At 73.5% G+C, this 17200-nt stretch carries 16 protein-coding genes; 9 read left to right on the top strand and 7 right to left on the bottom strand.

Annotation, left to right across the window (positions count from 1 at the left end; all coding sequences use genetic code 11):
- Positions 1-3 precede the first annotated feature (3 nt).
- Positions 4-924, top strand: coding sequence for an EamA family transporter (locus IG63_RS0113550; protein ID WP_245604433.1), 921 nt, complete (start codon positions 4-6; stop codon positions 922-924).
- On the opposite strand, the gene IG63_RS0113545 is transcribed toward IG63_RS0113550, so the two are convergent.
- Genes IG63_RS0113545 through IG63_RS0113530 form a run of 4 tightly spaced genes read right to left on the bottom strand, consistent with a single transcriptional unit; the run spans position 868 to position 5973 of the window.
- Positions 868-1086 carry a formate dehydrogenase subunit delta gene (locus tag IG63_RS0113545; RefSeq protein WP_030484896.1) on the bottom strand — a complete coding sequence of 73 codons (219 nt, stop codon included), beginning with the start codon at positions 1084-1086 and terminating at the stop codon, positions 868-870. The genes IG63_RS0113550 and IG63_RS0113545 overlap by 57 nt on opposite strands.
- Positions 1083-3893, bottom strand: coding sequence for a formate dehydrogenase subunit alpha (fdhF, locus tag IG63_RS0113540; RefSeq protein WP_036195545.1), 2811 nt, complete (start codon positions 3891-3893; stop codon positions 1083-1085). Before fdhF ends, IG63_RS0113545 begins: the two co-directional genes overlap by 4 nt.
- The gene (locus IG63_RS0113535) at positions 3890-5485 is read right to left on the bottom strand and encodes a formate dehydrogenase beta subunit (RefSeq protein ID WP_036195542.1); all 1596 of its coding nucleotides are present in this window, start codon (positions 5483-5485) and stop codon (positions 3890-3892) included. Before IG63_RS0113535 ends, fdhF begins: the two co-directional genes overlap by 4 nt.
- Positions 5482-5973, bottom strand: coding sequence for an NAD(P)H-dependent oxidoreductase subunit E (locus tag IG63_RS0113530; RefSeq protein WP_245604432.1), 492 nt, complete (start codon positions 5971-5973; stop codon positions 5482-5484). The genes IG63_RS0113535 and IG63_RS0113530 overlap by 4 nt, the downstream gene beginning before the upstream one ends.
- An 88-nt stretch (positions 5974-6061) precedes the next feature.
- Here IG63_RS0113530 and IG63_RS0113525 point away from each other — a divergent pair, with 88 nt between their 5' ends.
- From IG63_RS0113525 to IG63_RS0113510, 4 genes are all read left to right on the top strand, one after another.
- On the top strand, positions 6062-8455 hold the full coding sequence (locus IG63_RS0113525) for an FdhF/YdeP family oxidoreductase (RefSeq protein ID WP_051706776.1): 2394 nt from the start codon (positions 6062-6064) through the stop codon (positions 8453-8455).
- A gap of 25 nt (positions 8456-8480) precedes the next feature.
- Positions 8481-8891 (top strand): HIT family protein, encoded by a 411-nt coding sequence (locus tag IG63_RS0113520; RefSeq protein WP_030484891.1) that lies wholly within the window; start codon positions 8481-8483, stop codon positions 8889-8891.
- A gap of 51 nt (positions 8892-8942) precedes the next feature.
- A complete protein-coding gene (gene fabG / locus IG63_RS0113515; RefSeq protein WP_030484890.1) occupies positions 8943-9707 on the top strand; it encodes a 3-oxoacyl-ACP reductase FabG in 765 nt (254 codons plus the stop codon).
- An 80-nt stretch (positions 9708-9787) separates the two neighbouring features.
- A complete protein-coding gene (locus IG63_RS0113510; protein ID WP_030484889.1) occupies positions 9788-10819 on the top strand; it encodes a DUF3048 domain-containing protein in 1032 nt (343 codons plus the stop codon).
- A gap of 45 nt (positions 10820-10864) precedes the next feature.
- Here IG63_RS0113510 and IG63_RS0113505 read toward each other — a convergent pair whose 3' ends face one another.
- Positions 10865-11509, bottom strand: a complete 645-nt coding sequence (locus tag IG63_RS0113505; RefSeq protein WP_051706774.1) for a TetR/AcrR family transcriptional regulator — start codon at positions 11507-11509, stop codon at positions 10865-10867.
- 106 nt (positions 11510-11615) lie between these two features.
- Here IG63_RS0113505 and IG63_RS0113500 point away from each other — a divergent pair, with 106 nt between their 5' ends.
- The 4 genes from IG63_RS0113500 to IG63_RS0113485 are packed head-to-tail and all read left to right on the top strand — an operon-like array spanning position 11616 to position 15244.
- Positions 11616-12176 carry a hypothetical protein gene (locus IG63_RS0113500; protein ID WP_030484887.1) on the top strand — a complete coding sequence of 187 codons (561 nt, stop codon included), beginning with the start codon at positions 11616-11618 and terminating at the stop codon, positions 12174-12176.
- 13 nt (positions 12177-12189) lie between these two features.
- Positions 12190-12468, top strand: a complete 279-nt coding sequence (locus IG63_RS0113495; protein ID WP_030484886.1) for a DUF3039 domain-containing protein — start codon at positions 12190-12192, stop codon at positions 12466-12468.
- Positions 12465-13463: a zinc metalloprotease gene (locus IG63_RS0113490; protein ID WP_030484885.1), complete on the top strand. Its 999-nt coding sequence runs from the start codon at positions 12465-12467 to the stop codon at positions 13461-13463. The genes IG63_RS0113495 and IG63_RS0113490 overlap by 4 nt, the downstream gene beginning before the upstream one ends.
- A gap of 5 nt (positions 13464-13468) precedes the next feature.
- Positions 13469-15244: a DEAD/DEAH box helicase gene (locus tag IG63_RS0113485; protein ID WP_030484884.1), complete on the top strand. Its 1776-nt coding sequence runs from the start codon at positions 13469-13471 to the stop codon at positions 15242-15244.
- A 117-nt stretch (positions 15245-15361) separates the two neighbouring features.
- Here the strand turns inward: IG63_RS0113485 and IG63_RS0113480 are convergent, their stop codons facing one another.
- Entirely contained in the window at positions 15362-16564 is a 1203-nt protein-coding gene (locus tag IG63_RS0113480) for an MFS transporter (protein ID WP_036195624.1), read from the bottom strand.
- 67 nt (positions 16565-16631) lie between these two features.
- Positions 16632-17069, bottom strand: a complete 438-nt coding sequence (locus IG63_RS0113475; RefSeq protein ID WP_030484882.1) for a MarR family winged helix-turn-helix transcriptional regulator — start codon at positions 17067-17069, stop codon at positions 16632-16634.
- Positions 17070-17200: the final 131 nt, after the last annotated feature.

Below are 17200 nucleotides of genomic sequence, written 5' to 3'. Positions count from 1 at the left end.
GCCGTGACCACCTCCTCCCAAGGCCCCTCCACGGTCGACAGGGGCGCGCTGATGGCGTGCGCCGCGATGCTCAGCGTGCAGGTGGGCCTCGCGGTCTCCGTGGGGCTCATCGACCTGGTGGGCGCCGAGGGGGCGGCCTGGCTGCGACTGGTGTGGGCGGGCGCCCTGATGCTCGTCATCGGCCGACCGTGGCGGATCCGGTGGCGACGCGAGGCGCCCGTGGCGGCCGTGCTGCTGGGCATCGTCACCGCCGGTGTCACGCTGCTCTTCATGCAGGCGGTGGCCCGGCTCCCGCTGGGCACCGCGAGCGCCCTGGAGTTCCTCGGACCGCTGGGCGTGGCGGTGCTGCGCGGCCGGGGCAGTGCGCGGTGGGTGTGGCCGGGGCTCGCGGCCGCCGGCGTGCTGCTGCTGACCGAGCCGTGGTCGGGCGGCGCCGACCCCGTCGGCGTCGGCTTCGCCCTCGCCGCGGCGTGCTGCTGGGCGGCGTACATCCTGCTGACCCAGCGGGTCGGTGACCAGGTCGCGGGGCTGGCCGGTCTCGGCGTCTCGATGCCGGTGGCGGCCGTGACCGCCTCGCTGGTGGCCGGCCCCGCGACGCTGCCGCAGATGACGCCCGGGCTGTGGCTGGTCGGGCTCGGGCTCGCGCTGCTGCTGCCGGTGCTGCCCTTCAGCCTGGAGCTGCTGGCGCTGCGACGGCTCACCGCGGCGGCCTTCGGCACCCTGATGAGCCTGGAGCCCGCCTTCGCCCTGCTCGTGGGGCTGGTGCTGCTCGCCCAGGTGCCCGGACCGCTCGCGGTGCTGGGCATCTGCCTCGTCGTGGCCGCCGGCGTGGGGGCCGAGCGCACCGGCGCGCGGGAGCCGGAGGGCTCAGCGGGGGAGCAGGGCGGCGGCCCGCGCGACCACGGGGTCGCAGTCGACGCCTGAGTCGACCGCCTCGCGCAGCCGGGTGCGCATCCGCGGGTCCCAGAACATCCGCAGGTGGGTGGCCACGCGCTCGGCCGCCTCCTCCTCGGGGAGGTGGCGGAACTGCAGGGCGATGTCGGTGGCCAGCCGCAGCGGGGCGCCCCCCGGGGCCGCGACGCTCATCGGTCCGCGCGCCCGGCGAGCTCGTGGTCCGCGGTCGCGGTCACGCCGACCGTGACCTGCACCGCCGTCACCTTGTACTCCGGGCAGTTGGTGGCCCAGTCGGAGCTGTCGGTCGTGACCACGTTGGCGCCGGTGAGCGGGTAGTGGAAGGTCGTGTAGACGACCCCCGGCGGCATCCGGTCGGAGATCAGCGCCCGCAGCACGGTCTCGCCGGTGCGGCTGGCGATGGTGACCTGGTCGCCGTCCCGGATGCCGCGCAGCTCCGCGTCGCTGGCGTGGATCTCGAGCACGTCCTCGGCGTGCCACACGACGTTGGGCGTGCGCCGTGTCTGCGCCCCCACGTTGTACTGGCTCAGGATCCGTCCGGTCGTGAGGATCAGCGGGTAGCGCCGCGTGGCCCGCTCCTGCGTCGGCACGTACGCCGTGACCACGAAGCGGCCCTTGCCCCGGGTGAACTCCTCGACGTGCATCACCGGGGTGCCGGTGGACGCCTCGTCGCGGCAGGGCCACTGCACGCTGCCCAGCCGGTCGAGCTTGTCGAAGGAGACGCCGGCGAAGGTGGGGGTGAGCGCCGCGATCTCCGCCATGATCTCGCGCGGGTGCTCGTAGTGCATCGGGTAGCCCATCGCCTGGGCGATCTCGCACGCGACCTGCCACTCGTGCCTGCCGGTGCGCGGCTCCATCACGGGGCGCACGCGGTTGATGCGGCGCTCGGCGTTGGTGAAGGTGCCGTCCTTCTCGAGGAAGGACGTGCCCGGGAGGAAGACGTGCGCGAGGGCGGCCGTCTCGTTGAGGAAGAGGTCCTGCACCACCAGCAGGTCCAGCGACCGCAGCGAGGCGTAGACGTGGCTGGTGTTGGGGTCGGACTGCGCGATGTCCTCGCCCTGCACGAAGAGGCCGCGGAAGCTGCCGTCGAGCGCGGCGTCGAACATGTTGGGGATCCGCAGGCCGGGCTCGGGCGAGATCGTGCTGCCCCACAGGCCCTCGAAGCTCTCGCGGACGGCGTCGTCGGAGACGTGCCGGTAGCCCGGGAGCTCGTGGGGGAAGGACCCCATGTCGCAGGAGCCCTGCACGTTGTTCTGCCCGCGCAGCGGGTTGACCCCGACCCCGCTGCGCCCGATGTTGCCGGTGGCCATCGCGAGGTTGGCCATGCCCATCACCATCGTGGAGCCCTGGCTGTGCTCCGTGACGCCGAGGCCGTAGTAGATCGCGGCGTTGCCGGCGCCGGCGTAGAGACGGGCGGCGGCGCGCACGTCGCCCGCCGGCACCCCGGTGACCTCCTCGACCGCCTCGGGGCTGTGCTCGGGACCGGCGATGAAGGCGGCCCACGCGTCGAAGTCCTCGCACCGCGCGTCGACGAACTCCCGGTCGACCAGCCCCTCGGTCACCACCACGTGGGCGAAGGCGTTGATCATCGCGACGTTGGTGCCCGGCGCCAGGGGCAGGTGGTATGCCGCCTCGACGTGCGGTGAGCGCACCAGGTCGATGCGGCGCGGGTCGACCACGACGAGCTGGGCGCCCTCGCGCAGCCGCCGCTTCATCCTCGAGGCGAAGACCGGGTGGCCGTCGGTGGGGTTGGCGCCGATCACGACGATCACGTCGGCGTCGGCGACCGAGCGGAAGTCCTGCGTGCCCGCGGACTCGCCGAAGGTCTGCTTCAGGCCGTAGCCGGTGGGGGAGTGGCACACCCGCGCGCAGGTGTCGACGTTGTTGTTGCCGAAGGCCGTGCGCACCATCTTCTGCACGACGTAGACCTCCTCGTTGGTGCAGCGCGAGGAGGTGATGCCGCCGATCGAGCCCGGGCCGTGCTCTCGCTGGATCGCCCGCATCCGCTGGGCGACGTGCGTGATCGCCGTCTCCCAGTCGACCTCCTGCCACTCGTCGGTGATCGACTCGCGGACCATCGGGGAGAGCACCCGGTCGGTGTGGGTGGCGTAGCCGAAGGCGAAGCGTCCCTTGACGCACGAGTGGCCCTCGTTGGCGCCGCCGGCCTTCTCCGGCACCATGCGGACCAGCTCGTCGCCGCGCAGCTCGGCGCGGAAGGAGCAGCCCACCCCGCAGTAGGCGCACGTCGTCAGCACCGAGCGGGTCGGCATCCCGAGCTGCACCACCGACTTCTCGGTCAGCGCCGAGGTCGGGCACGCCTGCACGCACGCCCCGCAGGAGACGCACTCGGAGTCCATGAAGCTCTCGCCGGCGCCGGCGGAGACCTGGGAGTCGAAGCCGCGGCCCTCGATGGTCAGGGCGTAGGTGCCCTGCACCTCGCCGCAGGCGCGCACGCAGCGCGAGCAGGCGATGCAGGCGGAGGGCTCGAAGTCGAAGTAGGGGTTGCTGTCGTCGGCCGGGAGGTCGAGGTGGCTGCGGCCCTCGCGGCCGTATCGCACCTGCTCCAGCCCGACATCGGCCGCCAGCAGGCCCATCTCGCAGGCGCCGCTGGCGCAGCCCGAGCACTCGGCGGGGTGGTCGGAGAGGTAGAGCTCCATGACCCCCTGCCGCAGCCGCTCCAGCCGGGGCGAGCGGGTGCGGACCTCCATGCCGGCCTCGACCGGCGTGGTGCACGAGGCCGGCGCGCCCTTGCGGCCGTCGATCTCGACCAGGCACAGCCGGCAGGAGCCGAAGGCCTCCAGGCTGTCGGTGGCGCACAGCTTCGGCACGTCGACGCCGCGCAGCGCGGCGGCGCGCATCACCGAGGTGCCCGCGGGGACGCTCACCTCGACGCCGTCGACGCTCAGCGTGACGGGAGGTGCGGCGGGGTCGGCGGCCGCGGGGGGCGGCGTACCGAGGTCGGGCTCGCGCTGCAGCGTCATGGTGTCCCCTGAGGTGGTGCCGGTGAGGTGCGGGCGGTGAAGTCGTCGGGGAAGTGCCGCAGCGCGCTGCGCACGGGGTTGGGCGTCAGGCCGCCCATGGCGCACAGCGACCCCTCGGTCATCAGGTCGCAGAGGTCGCCCAGCAGCGTGAGGTTGTCGTCGGGGTCGACACCGGCCGTGATCCGGTCGATCACCTCGACCCCGCGCACCGCGCCCACCCGGCAGGGGGTGCACTTGCCGCAGGACTCCTCGGCGCAGAACTCCATGGCGAAGCGCGCCATCGAGGCCATGTCGACGGTGTCGTCGAAGAGCACGAGGCCGCCGTGGCCGAGCATCGCGCCGGCTGCGGCCAGCGCCTCGTAGTCGGTGGGCAGGTCGAGCCCGTCGGCGGGCACGTAGGAGCCCAGGGGTCCGCCGACCTGGACGGCGCGCAGGGGGCGGCCGCTGCGGGTGCCGCCGCCCCAGCCGTGCACCAGGTCGTGGAGGGTGACGCCGAAGGGCGTCTCCACCAGGCCGCCGCGCGCCACGTTGCCGGCGAGCTGGAAGACCTGGGTGCCGCGCGACCGCTCGACGCCCAAGGCGGCGTACGCCGCCCCGCCGTCGGCCAGGATCGCGGGCACGCTGACCAGCGTGAGCAGGTTGTTGACCACCGTCGGACGACCGAAGAGGCCCACGAGCGCCGGGATCGGGGGCTTGGCCCGCACGGTGCCGCGCCGCCCCTCGAGGCTCTCGAGCATCGAGGTCTCCTCGCCGCAGATGTAGGCACCGGCGCCCATCCGCAGGTGCAGCTCGAAGCCGAAGCCCGAGCCGAGGACGTCGTCGCCCAGCCAGCCCCGCTCGTGGGCCAGGGCGATCGCGCGGCGCAGCACCGCCGCGGCGTCGGGATACTCCGAGCGGAGGTAGACGTAGCCCTCGTGGGCGCCGACGGCGTAGCCGGCCACCACCATCCCCTCGATCAGCGCGAAGGGGTCGCCCTCGAGCACCACGCGGTCGGCGAAGGTGCCGCTGTCGCCCTCGTCGGCGTTGCAGCAGACGTACGTGGTCCCGCCACCCTGGGCCTCCTCGGCCTCGGCGACGGTGCGCCACTTGATGCCGGCCGGGAAGCCGGCGCCGCCCCGACCGCGCAGACCCGACTCGACGACCTCCTCGACGACCTGGGCGGGCTCGAGCGACAGCGCCCGGCGGAGACCGGCGAGCCCACCGTGGGCGAGGTAGTCGTCGGGGGAGAGGGGGTCGACGACGCCGACGCGCGCCAGGCAGAGGCGGTGCTGGTCGCGCAGCCACGCGATCTCCTCCACCGGCCCGTGCGCCGGACCGGTCGGCACGCCGTCGAGGAGGCCGTCGGCGACGAGCCGGTCGACGTCGCGGGCGGCGACCGGGCCGTAGCCCACCCGCCCCGCCGGGGTCTCCACCTCCACGAAGGGCTCGAGCCAGAGCATCCCCCGGGTGCCGGTGCGCACCAGGCGCACGTCGCGCCCGTGCGCCGCGGCCGCGGCCTTGAGGGCGGCGGCGACCTCGTCGGCGCCGACCGAGACCGCCGCCGAGTCGCGCGGCACCCAGACGGTCACCGGCCCGTTCGAGGGCGCGCTCACGGGCGTGCCCTCGCGACCAGGTCGAGCACGCGGTCGGCGTCGAGGCGCCCGTGCACCCGGCCGTCGACCTGCCCGGACGGGCCGAGCGCGCAGTTGCCGAGGCAGAAGACCTCCTCGAGGGAGACCTGGCCGTCGGGGGTGGTCCCCCCGAGCCGGGCACCCAGGCGCTCGCCGACGTCGCTCACCAGTGCCTCGGCCCCCACCGAGGCGCACGCCTCGGCACGGCACAGCCGCACCCGCACCGGGGCGGGCGGGGTGGTGCGCAGGTCGCGGTAGAAGGTGATGACGCCGTGCACCTCGGCCCGCGACAGGTTGAGCTCGTGGGCGACGACGGGCACCAGCGCGGGGTCGAGGTGCCCCAGGCGCTGCTGCAGGTCGAGCAGGACGACGAGCAGGTTGCCGGGTTCGTGCCGGTGCTCGTCGACCACCGCCCTGACGACGTCGGCATGTGCGTGAGGGCTGGGTGTGGCCTGGGTCACATGCTCCACCTCGCGAAGGTAGGTCTCGCCCCGAGGCCAGTCAAGGAAGCGGCACCCCGGCAGGGGATCGCGACCGACACTCGGGTACACACGTGCCATGGCTCGGATCCAGTGGCGACGCTCCGCCCCCCTCGACGACATCGACGAGTCACGGCTGGAGGTGCACGGCCCCAAGGACGAGGCGGCCGGTGCGACCGCCGTGGCCGTGGCCATGAAGCGGGCGGTGGAGGAGATGGGGCCGGTCCGCACGGCCCGGACGCTGCTGCGTCTCAACCAGGTCGACGGCTTCGACTGCCAGGGCTGCGCCTGGCCCGACCCGGCGCCGGGTCACCGTCACACCGCGGAGTTCTGCGAGAACGGCGCGAAGGCCGTCGCCGAGGAGGCCGTCGACCGCTACGTGGGCCCGGAGTTCTTCGCCGCGCACAGCCTGGCGGACCTGGCCGACAAGACCGACTACTGGCTGGGCCACCAGGGCCGGCTGACCCACCCCGTCGTCCGCCGTGCCGGCGCGACGCACTACGAGCCGATCGAGTGGAGCGACGCCTTCGCCATGATCGGCGAGCAGCTGCGCGCGCTGCAGAGCCCCGACGAGGCGGCGTTCTACACCTCGGGCAAGACCTCCAACGAGGCGGCGTACGTCTACCAGCTGCTGGCACGCAGCCTGGGCACCAACAACCTGCCCGACTGTTCCAACATGTGCCACGAGTCGACCAGCATGGCGCTGGCCGAGACCATCGGCATCGGCAAGGGCTCGGTGAGCCTGGAGGACGTGCACCGCGCGGAGCTGATCGTCATCAGCGGCCAGAACCCGGGCACCAACCACCCGCGCATGCTCAGCGCGCTCGAGGTCGCCAAGCGCAACGGCGCCAAGATCCTCGCCATCAACCCGCTGCGCGAGGCCGGGCTGGTGAAGTTCAAGAACCCCCAGACCCCGCGGGGCATGACGGTCGGCCAGGAGCTGGCCGACCTCTTCCTCCCCGTGCGCGTCAACGGCGACCTGGCGCTGTGGCGCGGCATCGCCGCGGTGCTGCTCGAGCGCGAGGCCGCCGAGGGCGGCGTCGTCGACCACGACTTCATCGCCGGCCACACCGTCGGCTTCGAGGACTGGCGCAAGGAGGTGGAGGCCACCGACTGGGACTTCGTCGAGCGCGCCACCGGCCTGTCGCAGGCGCAGATCCGCGAGGCCGCGGAGATGCTGATCGCCTCCGAGGCCACCGTGCACTGCTGGGCGATGGGCATCACCCAGCACCGCAACGCCGTGGGCACCATCAAGGAGTTCGTCAACGTCGCCTTCCTGCAGGGCAACATCGGCAAGCCGGGGGCGGGGCTGTGCCCCGTGCGCGGTCACTCCAACGTGCAGGGCGACCGGACCATGGGGATCTGGGAGCGCGTGCCCGACCACTTCCTCGACGCGCTGCGCGACCACCACGGCATCGAGCCGCCGCGCGAGCACGGCTACGACACCGTCGACACCATCCGCGCCCTGCGTGACGGCAAGGTCCGCTTCTTCATGGGCATGGGCGGCAACTTCGTCTCCGCGGCGCCCGACACCGAGGTCACCGAGGCGGCGATGGAGCAGGCCGAGATGACCGTGATGGTCGCGACCAAGCTCAACCGCTCGCACGTCGCCATCGGCCGTACGGCGCTGATCCTGCCGCCGCTCGGACGCAGCGAGAAGGACCTGACCGGCGGTCTGGAGCAGCGCGTCACCGTCGAGGACTCCATGTCGGCGGTGCACGCCTCGAAGGGGCCGCTGCAGCCCGCGAGCCCGCACCTGCGCTCCGAGGTCGACATCGTGTGTCGCATCGCCGAGGCGACCTTCGGCCCCGACCACCCGGTGCGCTGGTCCGACTACCGCGCCGACTACCGCGAGATCCGCCGTTCGATCGGCATCGTGGTGCCCGACTGCGCGGCGTACGAGGAGAAGGTGGAGCAGCCGGGTGGCTTCGTGCTGCCGCACCCGCCCCGCGACACCCGGACCTTCCCGACCGAGCAGGGCAAGGGCGTCTTCACCGCGGTCCCGGTCAGCGTGCTGCATGTGCCCGAGGGCCGCCTGGTGCTGCAGACGATGCGCAGCCACGACCAGTTCAACACCACCATCTACGGCCTCTCCGACCGCTACCGCGGCGTGGAGAACGGTCGCCGGGTCGTCTTCGTGCACCCCGACGACATCGTCGCCTTCGGCCGTCGCGACGGCGACCTGGTCGACCTGGTCAGCGAGTGGGAGGACGGCACTGAGCGCTCGGCCCCGGGCTTCCGGATCGTCTCCTACGACACCCCGCGCGGCTGCGCGGCGGCGTACTACCCGGAGACCAACCCGCTGATCCCGCTCGACTCGACCGCGGAGGGCAGCAACACCCCGACCTCCAAGGGCGTCATCGTGCGCTTCGAGGACCCGCGGGGCGGGGGGAGCACCTCCGAGGGCGGCGGTGACGCCGTGGGCTCCGACGAGGGCCACAAGTCGCGGCCCGAGCCGCACCAGCTGAGCTGACCGCGACGGGCGACGGGGGAGACCGATGGCGGACTGCGCCTTCTGCGCCATCGTGGCGGGTCGCGCTGCGGCGTCGGAGGCCTACCGCGACGGGCACCTCGTGGCGTTCCTCGACACCCGGCCGCTCTTCAAGGGCCACGTCCTGGTCGTCCCCGTCGACCACGTGGTGACGCTGCCCGACCTGCCCGCGGAGCAGCGCGACGGCTTCCTCGCGCTGGTGCAGCGTCTGGCCGCGGCGATGGTCGACGGGCTCGGCGCGCAGGGGTCCTTCGTGGCGATGAACAACACCGTCTCCCAGTCGGTGCCCCACCTGCACTGCCACGTGGTCCCGCGCACCAAGGGAGACGGGCTGCGCGGCTTCTTCTGGCCCCGCACGACCTACGCCGACACCACCGAGCGCGACGAGTACGCCGCCCGCCTCGCGGCCGTCCTGTGACCCTTCGCTAACGTGACCCGCGAGTAACCAGAGACGAAGCGAGGAGTGCAGATGGGCCGCTACGAGGGACGGATCGCGATCGTGACGGGCGCCGCCCGGGGGATCGGGGCGGCCATCGCCGCCCGGCTCGCCGAGGAGGGTGCCTCGGTCGCCGTGCTCGACCTCGACGAGGCCCAGGCCGCCCTCACCGCGAGCGGCCTGCCGCTGCAGGGCGACGCCCGCGCCATCGGCGTCGGCTGCGACGTGGCCGACGAGGAGTCCTCCGCGGCCGCCGTCGCACGCGTCGTCGAGGAGCTCGGCGGGGTGCACGTGCTGGTCAACAACGCCGGCATCACCCGAGACAACCTGCTCTTCAAGATGAGCGTCGCCGACTGGGACTCCGTCATGGGCGTGCACCTCAAGGGCGCCTTCCTGATGAGCCGGGCCGTGCAGAAGACCTTCGTCGACCAGAAGTACGGCAAGATCCTCGGGCTCTCCAGCGTCTCGGCCAACGGCAACCGCGGTCAGGCCAACTACTCCGCGGCCAAGGCCGGCGTCCAGGGCTTCACCCGGACCCTCGCCCTGGAGCTCGGCAAGTTCGGCGTCAACGTCAACGCCATCGCCCCCGGCTTCATCGCCACCGACATGACCGACGACACCGCCCGGCGGGTCGGGATGGACGTCGAGTCCTTCCGTGCCGCCGCCGCGGAGTCCAACCCCGTCAAGCGCGTGGGCTTCCCCGAGGACATCGCCGCGGCGGCCGCCTTCCTGTGCAGCGACGAGGCGTCGTACATCACCGGCCAGACGCTGTACGTCGACGGCGGCGCCAAGATCTGAGAGGCCACGATCCGGGTCGCGGCGACACCCCGGGTGTGGACGTGCGCGGATCGGGCACGGCAGTGGGTCATCCTGGCCTCATGCGTGCCGCTTCCCCCCGCGCCCTGCGCTCCGGCCTGCTGACGGCCGTCGTCGCCACCACGGTGCTGGCCCTGGCCGGCTGCAGCGCGGGCGGCGACGACGCCCCTGCCGCCGAGCCCGACTCCCAGCCGGTCGAGGGCGGGGCCGAGCTGGCCGCGCTCTGGCCGCTGACCGGCGAGCCGGTCGAGGGGCGCACCCCGGACCACCCGGTGACGGTGGTCAAGATCGACAACTCCGCGAGCAGCTCCCCGCAGGTGGGGCTCGGCAAGGCCGACCTGGTGACCGAGGAGCTGGTCGAGGGCGGCATCACCCGGCTCGCCACCTTCTTCTACCAGCAGCTCCCGACGCAGGCCGGTCCGGTGCGCTCGATGCGCGCCACCGACATCGGCATCGTCAAGCCGGCCCACGCGCTGCTGCTCGCCAGCGGCGGCGCGCCGCCCACGGTGCGGCGCATGGCCGACTCGCTGGTCGAGGTCCGCACCGAGGGCGAGGGTCCCGGCTGGGCCCGCGACGGCGCGCGCCGGGCGCCGTACAACCTCATGGTCAACGTGCGTCGCGCGGCCGAGGCCGAGAAGGACCTGGCCAAGGTCCCCGCGAGCTACCTCCCCTGGGGCTCCGCCGACGACGTGGAGGGCGGCCGGCCCGCCAAGGCCTTCGACGCGGTCTTCAGCCCCGCGCACACGACCTCGTGGCGCTTCGACGGCACCCGCTACGTCAACGAGAACAGCTACGCCGCGCAGGGCGACCGCTTCAACCCCGACACCGTGCTGGTGCTGCGGGTGCAGCAGGGCGACGCCGGCTACCTCGACCCGGCCGGCTACCCGGTGCCGGAGTCGATCTACGAGGGCGAGGGCAACGCCGTGCTCTTCCACGGCGGCACGATGGTGCGCGCGACCTGGAAGAAGCAGACCCGCCAGGAGCCGCTGCAGCTGGTCACCGCCGACGGCGAGGAGCTCAGCGTGCCCGCCGGCCGCACCTGGATCGAGCTGCTGCCGCGCGACGCCGACGGGGGCAGGCTCGCCCTGCGCTGAGACGTGCGCTGACGCCTGCGCCGGGACCTGCGCCGGGACCGGTGCTCAGGGGGCCGCGACGGGGTCCGTGAGGCGCAGTCCCGCCGTGGCCTGCTGCCGCAGCCCGTCGAGGACGACGCCGAGGGCGCACTCCACGCGCAGCGTCTCTGCGGTCGGGTCCGCCGCGCTCGCGACCTGCTCGCCGGCGGCGGAGACGGCGCCGTACAGGATGCGGCTGAAGGTGTCGACCATGGCGGGGTCGACGACCTCGGCCGAGGCCACGAGCACGCGCTCGGTGACCTCGTGCACCAAGGCACGGCTGGTGCGCTCCTCCTGCTCGCGGAAGCGCTCGTGCCCGAGCACCGCCGGGCCGTCCTGCAGCACCACGCGGCGGTAGGCCGGCTCGCGCACGACGTCGAGGAAGGCCCGCAGCGCGCTGCGGGCCTGGTCCCATGGGTCGCCGGCGGACGTCATGGCGGCGCGGATCCGCGCCGCGGCGTCCTCCTCCACCCGGGCGAAGACGTCCTCGAAGAGCGCCTGCTTGCCGGCGAAGTGGTGGTAGAGCGCGCCCTTGGTGACCTGCGCGCCGGCGACCACGACGTCGAGGCTGGTGCCGGCGTAGCCGTGCTCGGCGAACTGGGCCGCGGCGACGTCGAGCAGCGCCCGCTTGGTGGCGGCCGAGTAGCGGCGTCGCAGGGGGGCTGGTGGCACCGGCGAAGCATAGGCCCGACGCGGGGGCGATGTGGGTGACCTCACGCCCGGCGGAGCGCGGGGTCGGTCCGACCGCGGGTACATACTGAAAGTACGTACCGTGAGTATGTCCGACTCGGAAGGCATCACCATGACCTCCTCGACCTCGACCTCCAGCCAGCTGCGGGGCCAGGTGCTGCGCGACGCCCGCAGCCGGCTCGACGACGCGGTGGCGACCGCGACCGCGCCCGCCGACCTGCTCGACGTCGCACTCGCCACACCGGGTGCCGAGGCTGCCTTCGCCGACGCGGTCGACCTGGTGGGGGCGCTGCTGCTGCGCTGGCACGCGAGGCTCTCCGCCGAGGTCGAGCGCGGCCTCGCACGTGAGCCGCGGGACCTGCCGGGCACCGTCGTGCACGCCTGGGCCGAGACGGCGCGACAGCTCCCGGGGCTCCGGGCCCTGGTGGAGGCCGAGCTGGCGCACCCCTCCTCGGAGCCGCTGCTCGCCCTCCTCGAGCGCGCCCGGCGCCGAGAGCGGGCACGGCTGGCCTGGGCGGCGGGGCTCGCCGCCGGCGAGGGGCCCGCGGCCGTCGCCGCCGGGGCCCGCCTGCAGCGGGCGGCACGCCGGCTGTGCCCCGACGGCTCGCCGAGCCTGGGGCGACGACTCCGTGTCCTGCTCGCCTCGTGAGTACCATCGGGGGGTGAGCAGCCCCCAGACGACCGGTTTCGGGACCGGTGTCCTCGAGGACACCAGGGTCGACGAGCGCACCGTGCCCACCCACGACGGTGACCACGAGCGCTTCTCGCACTACGTCCCCAAGGACAAGCTGATGGAGGCGATGGTCACCGGCACCCCCGTCGTCGCGCTCTGCGGGAAGGTGTGGGTCCCCAGCCGGGACCCGCAGAAGTACCCCGTGTGCCCTGCCTGCAAGGAAGTCTGGGACTCCTTGCGGGGCGGCAACGACGGGGACGACGCATGAGGAGCCGTCTCCTCGGTCTCTCGCTGACCACGGCCCTCGCCGTGCTGCTGCCGCTCCTCGCGGCCGAGGGTGCGTCCGCGGCCGTCACCGCCACGGCGGGCAGCGCGCGCATCTCGGCCGGCGCGCTCGACGCGCTCTGCCAGCCCGACACCGCGTCCGCGCGCAGCACGCCCACGGCCTGGCGCGAGCACCCCGACCACCCCGAGGTCTCGCACGCCGACCAGGAGGCGCTCGACCCCGTCGCGTCCCCCGACCAGATGCGCCGCGCCGAGCGGGCGCTGCCCGGTCGGGTGCGCATCCCCGTGCACGTCAGCATCGTGCGCGGGACCCACCGCACCGACCGCACGGTGCCGATGCGCGCCTCGCGCAAGTACGTCGAGCGCCTCAACAAGTCCTTCGCGGGCGAGAAGTCCTCGCTCGGGCCCGGCACGCGCTACCGCTTCTGGCTGGCCTCGGTGCGGGTGGTCAAGAACGACACCTGGTACCACGCCGTCGGCAACAGCAAGGCCGACCGGACCATGCGGCGCAAGCTCCACCGCGGTGGCGCCCACAGCCTCAACCTCTACCTGACCCGCCCGGGTCGCCCGGGCGAGTTCAGCGGCATCCTCGGCTACGCCCGCTTCCCCTGGCAGCACAAGTACCCCAACCGTCGCCTCGACGGCGTCACGGTCAGCGTCGACGGCCTGCCCGGCGGGCGGGCCAAGGGCTACGCCACCGGCGACACCCTGGTGCACGAGGTGGGTCACTGGATGGGGCTCTTCCACACCTTCCAGGGCGGCTGCGAGGGCCGGGGCGACCACGTCGCCGACACCCCGGCCGAGGCCGAGCCGAGCTTCCGCTGCCAGGTCGGCCGCAACACCTGCAAGGCCCCCGGCGTCGACCCCGTGCGCAACTTCATGAACTACTCCTACGACGCCTGCATGAACCACTTCACGCAAGGCCAGGTCGACCGGATGGACCTCGCCTGGTTCCGCTACCGCGACAAGGACCGCTAGACAGCTTGAGCGACCCACGCCAGCCGGGGCAGATCGATCTGCCGCCGGCCTATCCCGACCGCGCCGCGTGGGGCACCGCCCCGAGCCTGCGCGCCTGGCAGACCGCTGCCCTGGCGGCGTACGCCGAGACGAGCCCCCGCGACTTCCTGGCCGTGGCCACCCCCGGCGCCGGCAAGACGACCTTCGCCCTCTCGCTGGCCAGCGACCTGCTCTCGCGGCGCCTGGTCGAGCGGGTCACCGTGGTGGCCCCGACCGAGCACCTCAAGCACCAGTGGGCGCAGGCCGCCGACCGGGTCGGCATCCCGCTCGACCCCGACTTCTCCACCCGGCGCCGCAGCAGCAAGGACTTCCTCGGGGTGGCGCTGACCTACGCCGGCGTCGCGGCCAACCCACTGGCCCACCGCGTGCGCACCGAGCGCTTCCGGACCCTGGTGATCCTCGACGAGGTGCACCACGCGGGCGACGCGCTGTCGTGGGGCGAGGCGGTGCGCGAGGCCTTCGAGCCCGCCCGGCGGCGGCTGGCGCTGACCGGCACGCCCTTCCGCTCCGACATCAACCCGATCCCGTTCGTCACCTACGCCCCCGGTGACGACGGCGTGCCGCGCTCGGTGGCCGACTACACCTACGGCTACGCCCACGCCCTGGCCGACCACGTCGTGCGCCCGGTGCTCTTCATGGCCTACAGCGGCCAGGTCGAGTGGCGCACCCGCGCGGGCGACGAGGTGGCGGCGCGGCTCGGTGAGCCGCTGACCAAGGACATGACCGCGCAGGCGCTGCGCACGGCGCTCGACCCCCACGGAGCGTGGATCCCCGCGGTGCTGCAGGCCGCCGACCGCCGCCTGACCGAGGTACGGCGCCACGTCCCCGACGCCGGCGGTCTCGTGATCGCGACCGACCAGGAGCACGCCCGCGCCTACGCGGCGCGCCTGGCTGAGGTGGCGGGGGAGAAGCCGACGCTGGTGCTCTCCGACGAGCCCTCGTCGTCCAAGCGGATCCAGAAGTTCGCCGAGGACGGCAGCCGCTGGATGGTCGCCGTCCGCATGGTCTCCGAGGGGGTCGACGTGCCGAGGCTGGCGGTCGGCGTCTACGCCACCACCACGGCGACGCCGCTCTTCTTCGCGCAGGCGGTCGGCCGCTTCGTGCGTGCCCGCGCCCGCGGCGAGACGGCGTCGATCTTCGTGCCGTCGGTGCCCGCGCTGCTCGAGCACGCCGGGCAGCTGGAGCTCGAGCGCGACCACGTGCTCGGCCGCCCGGTGCGCGACGCCGACGACCTCTTCGCCGCGGAGGACGACCTGCTCGCGCGCGAGCAGCAGTCGGAGGCGGCCTCCGACGACCTGCAGCAGCTCCCCTTCGAGGCGATCGGCTCCAGCGCGACCTTCGACCGGGTGCTCTACGACGGCGCCGAGTTCGGCCACGCCGGCGAGGTGCACGTCGGTTCCGAGGAGGAGATGGACTTCCTGGGGATCCCCGGGCTGCTCGACGCCGACCAGGTGCGCGACCTGCTGCACCTGCGGCAGCGCGAGCGCGCGAGCCACCGCAAGGCCGAGGTGCCGCGGCAGCACGACGAGCCGCGCGAGCAGGTGACGCACGAGCAGCTCGCGACGATGCGGCGCGAGCTCAACGGCCTGGTCGCCGCGTGGTACCACCGCACCGGCCAGCCCCACGGCGTCACCCACGCGACGCTGCGCAAGGAGTGCGGCGGCCCTCCGGCCGCGGCCGCCTCGGCCGACCAGCTCCGCGCCCGCATCGAGCGGCTGCGCGACTGGGCCCGACGCGGCTGACCGACCCGCCGACCCGCCCCAGATGTACGCCGACCCGCCTGAGATGTACGCCGACCCGCCCCAGATGTACGCCGACCCGCCTGAGATGCCGTCATCTCAGGCGGATGGGCGGCTCACTCAGCCGGCGTCGCCGGTCGCCACGAGCTGAGCCTCCGCGGCGCCGTGCTCCTGGGCGTGCTCCGGGCGCGACAGGTGGTGCCGGCCGAGCAGCAGCACCGCGGCGCCCACCAGCACGGCGGCCGCGCCCATCCAGAAGGGCGCGTGCACCGAGACGTCCTCGCCCAGCCGCCCCGCGGCGTACGGCGCCACGGCCCCGCCCGAGAAGCGCACGAAGCTGTACGCCGCCGACGCGACCGGTCGCTCGACCGGGGCGGCGCCCATGACGGCCTCGGTGATCACCGTGTTGTTGACGCCGAGGAAGCCGCCCGCCAGCACCACGCTGATCACCAGGGCGGGCTTGGAGTCGGTCAGCAGCGCCATGGCGGCCAGGTCGGCGGCGAAGAGCACGAGCGAGACCACGACGGTGGGCACGGTGCCGTAGCGCCGCTGCAGCACCGGCGCCAGCCACACCGAGGTCACGGCGAGCATCAGTCCCCAGCCGAAGAACACCCAGCCGACCTGGGCCGCGGGCAGGTCCAGCGGGAAGGGCGTGAAGGCGAGCAGGGTGAAGAAGCCGACGTTGTAGAAGAGCGCCGTCAGGGCGATGGTCAGCAGGCCGGGGTGGCGCAGGGCGCGGAACGGGTCGGCCAGCGTCGTACGCCGTTGCGCCGGCGGGGTCGAGGGCAGCAGCACCGCCGTGGCGAGGAGCGCGACCCCCATGAGCACGGCGACGCCGAAGAAGGGTGCGCGCCAGCTGAGGGAGCCGAGCTGGCCGCCCACGATCGGGCCCATGGCGATGCCCAGCCCGAGGGCGGCCTCGAAGAGGATGACCGCCTGGGCGACGGAGCCGCTCGCGGAGACGACGATCGTCGAGAGGGCCGTGGCGATGAAGAGCGCGTTGCCCAGTCCCCAGCCCGCGCGGAAGCCCACGATGGCGCCGACGGTGTCGGAGGCGCCGGCGAGGGCGGAGAAGACGATGATCAGCGCGAGCCCGAGCAGCAGCGTGCGCTTGGCGCCGAGCCGCGACGAGACCACGCCGGTCACGAGCATCGCCACGCCCATCACCGCCATGTAGCTGGTGAAGAGCAGCGACACCTGGCTGGGGGAGGCGCCGAGCTCGTCGGCGATGGGCTTGAGGATGGGATCGACCAGGCCGATGCCCATGAAGGCGATGACGCAGGCGAAGGCGACGGCCCAGACGGCCCGGGGTTGACGCAGCACGAGCACTCCTAGTGGTTGTATTCGGCAACCACTTTAGCGAGGACTCCGATGCATCGACCCCTCGGGGTCACCGAACGCCGGGCGTGGCGGGCTGCGTGACGTCGCGGAGCAGCCGCACCGCGGCGGAGAGCTCGGCCACGGAGTGACCGGACTCGGCCACGCGGCGCGCCATCACCGAGGCGTTGCGCGAGCGCACGTCCGCGAGCACCGAGCGGCCGTCGTTGGTCAGGTCGACGACGGTGGAGCGGGCGTCGGTCGGGTGGGGGCTGCGGTCGGCCCACCCCTTGACGACCAGTCCCTTGACCAGTCCGCTCATCGTCGGCTGCGTGCAGCGGTCGACCTCGGCCAGGGTGCCGATGCTGCTCGGCCCGATCTCGTCGAGCAGGGCGAGCAGCCGGAAGCCGGCGGCCGAGACCTCGGAGGTGCCGCGACGCACCTCTCGCACCAGGCGGCCGCTGAGCACGACCAGGTCGTTGCTGAGGCGGTGGGCGTCGTCGTTGTCCACGGCAACCAGATTGTCGTGCCCCCGACCCGCGCAGCAAGTCCGCCACGCGGTGGACCAGCCCGCCGAGAGGTCACTCGCTGACGGTCGAGGAGTCACTCGCTGACGGTCGAGGGGTCACTCGCTGACACTGG

Origin of the sequence: Nocardioides aequoreus, from assembly GCF_000720335.1 — a bacterium.
GTDB lineage: Bacteria > Actinomycetota > Actinomycetes > Propionibacteriales > Nocardioidaceae > Marmoricola > Marmoricola aequoreus.
This window is presented reverse-complemented; position numbering and strand designations above follow the sequence as displayed.

Coding starts and splice junctions, on each gene's coding strand:
- fdhF (WP_036195545.1), bottom strand. CDS start 3,893: ATGACGCTGCAGCGCGAGCCCGACCTCGGTACGCCGCCCCCCGCGGCC.
- fabG (WP_030484890.1), top strand. CDS start 8,943: ATGGGCCGCTACGAGGGACGGATCGCGATCGTGACGGGCGCCGCCCGG.
- IG63_RS0113520 (WP_030484891.1), top strand. CDS start 8,481: ATGGCGGACTGCGCCTTCTGCGCCATCGTGGCGGGTCGCGCTGCGGCG.
- IG63_RS0113490 (WP_030484885.1), top strand. CDS start 12,465: ATGAGGAGCCGTCTCCTCGGTCTCTCGCTGACCACGGCCCTCGCCGTG.
- IG63_RS0113510 (WP_030484889.1), top strand. CDS start 9,788: ATGCGTGCCGCTTCCCCCCGCGCCCTGCGCTCCGGCCTGCTGACGGCC.
- IG63_RS0113500 (WP_030484887.1), top strand. CDS start 11,616: ATGTCCGACTCGGAAGGCATCACCATGACCTCCTCGACCTCGACCTCC.
- IG63_RS0113525 (WP_051706776.1), top strand. CDS start 6,062: ATGGCTCGGATCCAGTGGCGACGCTCCGCCCCCCTCGACGACATCGAC.
- IG63_RS0113545 (WP_030484896.1), bottom strand. CDS start 1,086: ATGAGCGTCGCGGCCCCGGGGGGCGCCCCGCTGCGGCTGGCCACCGAC.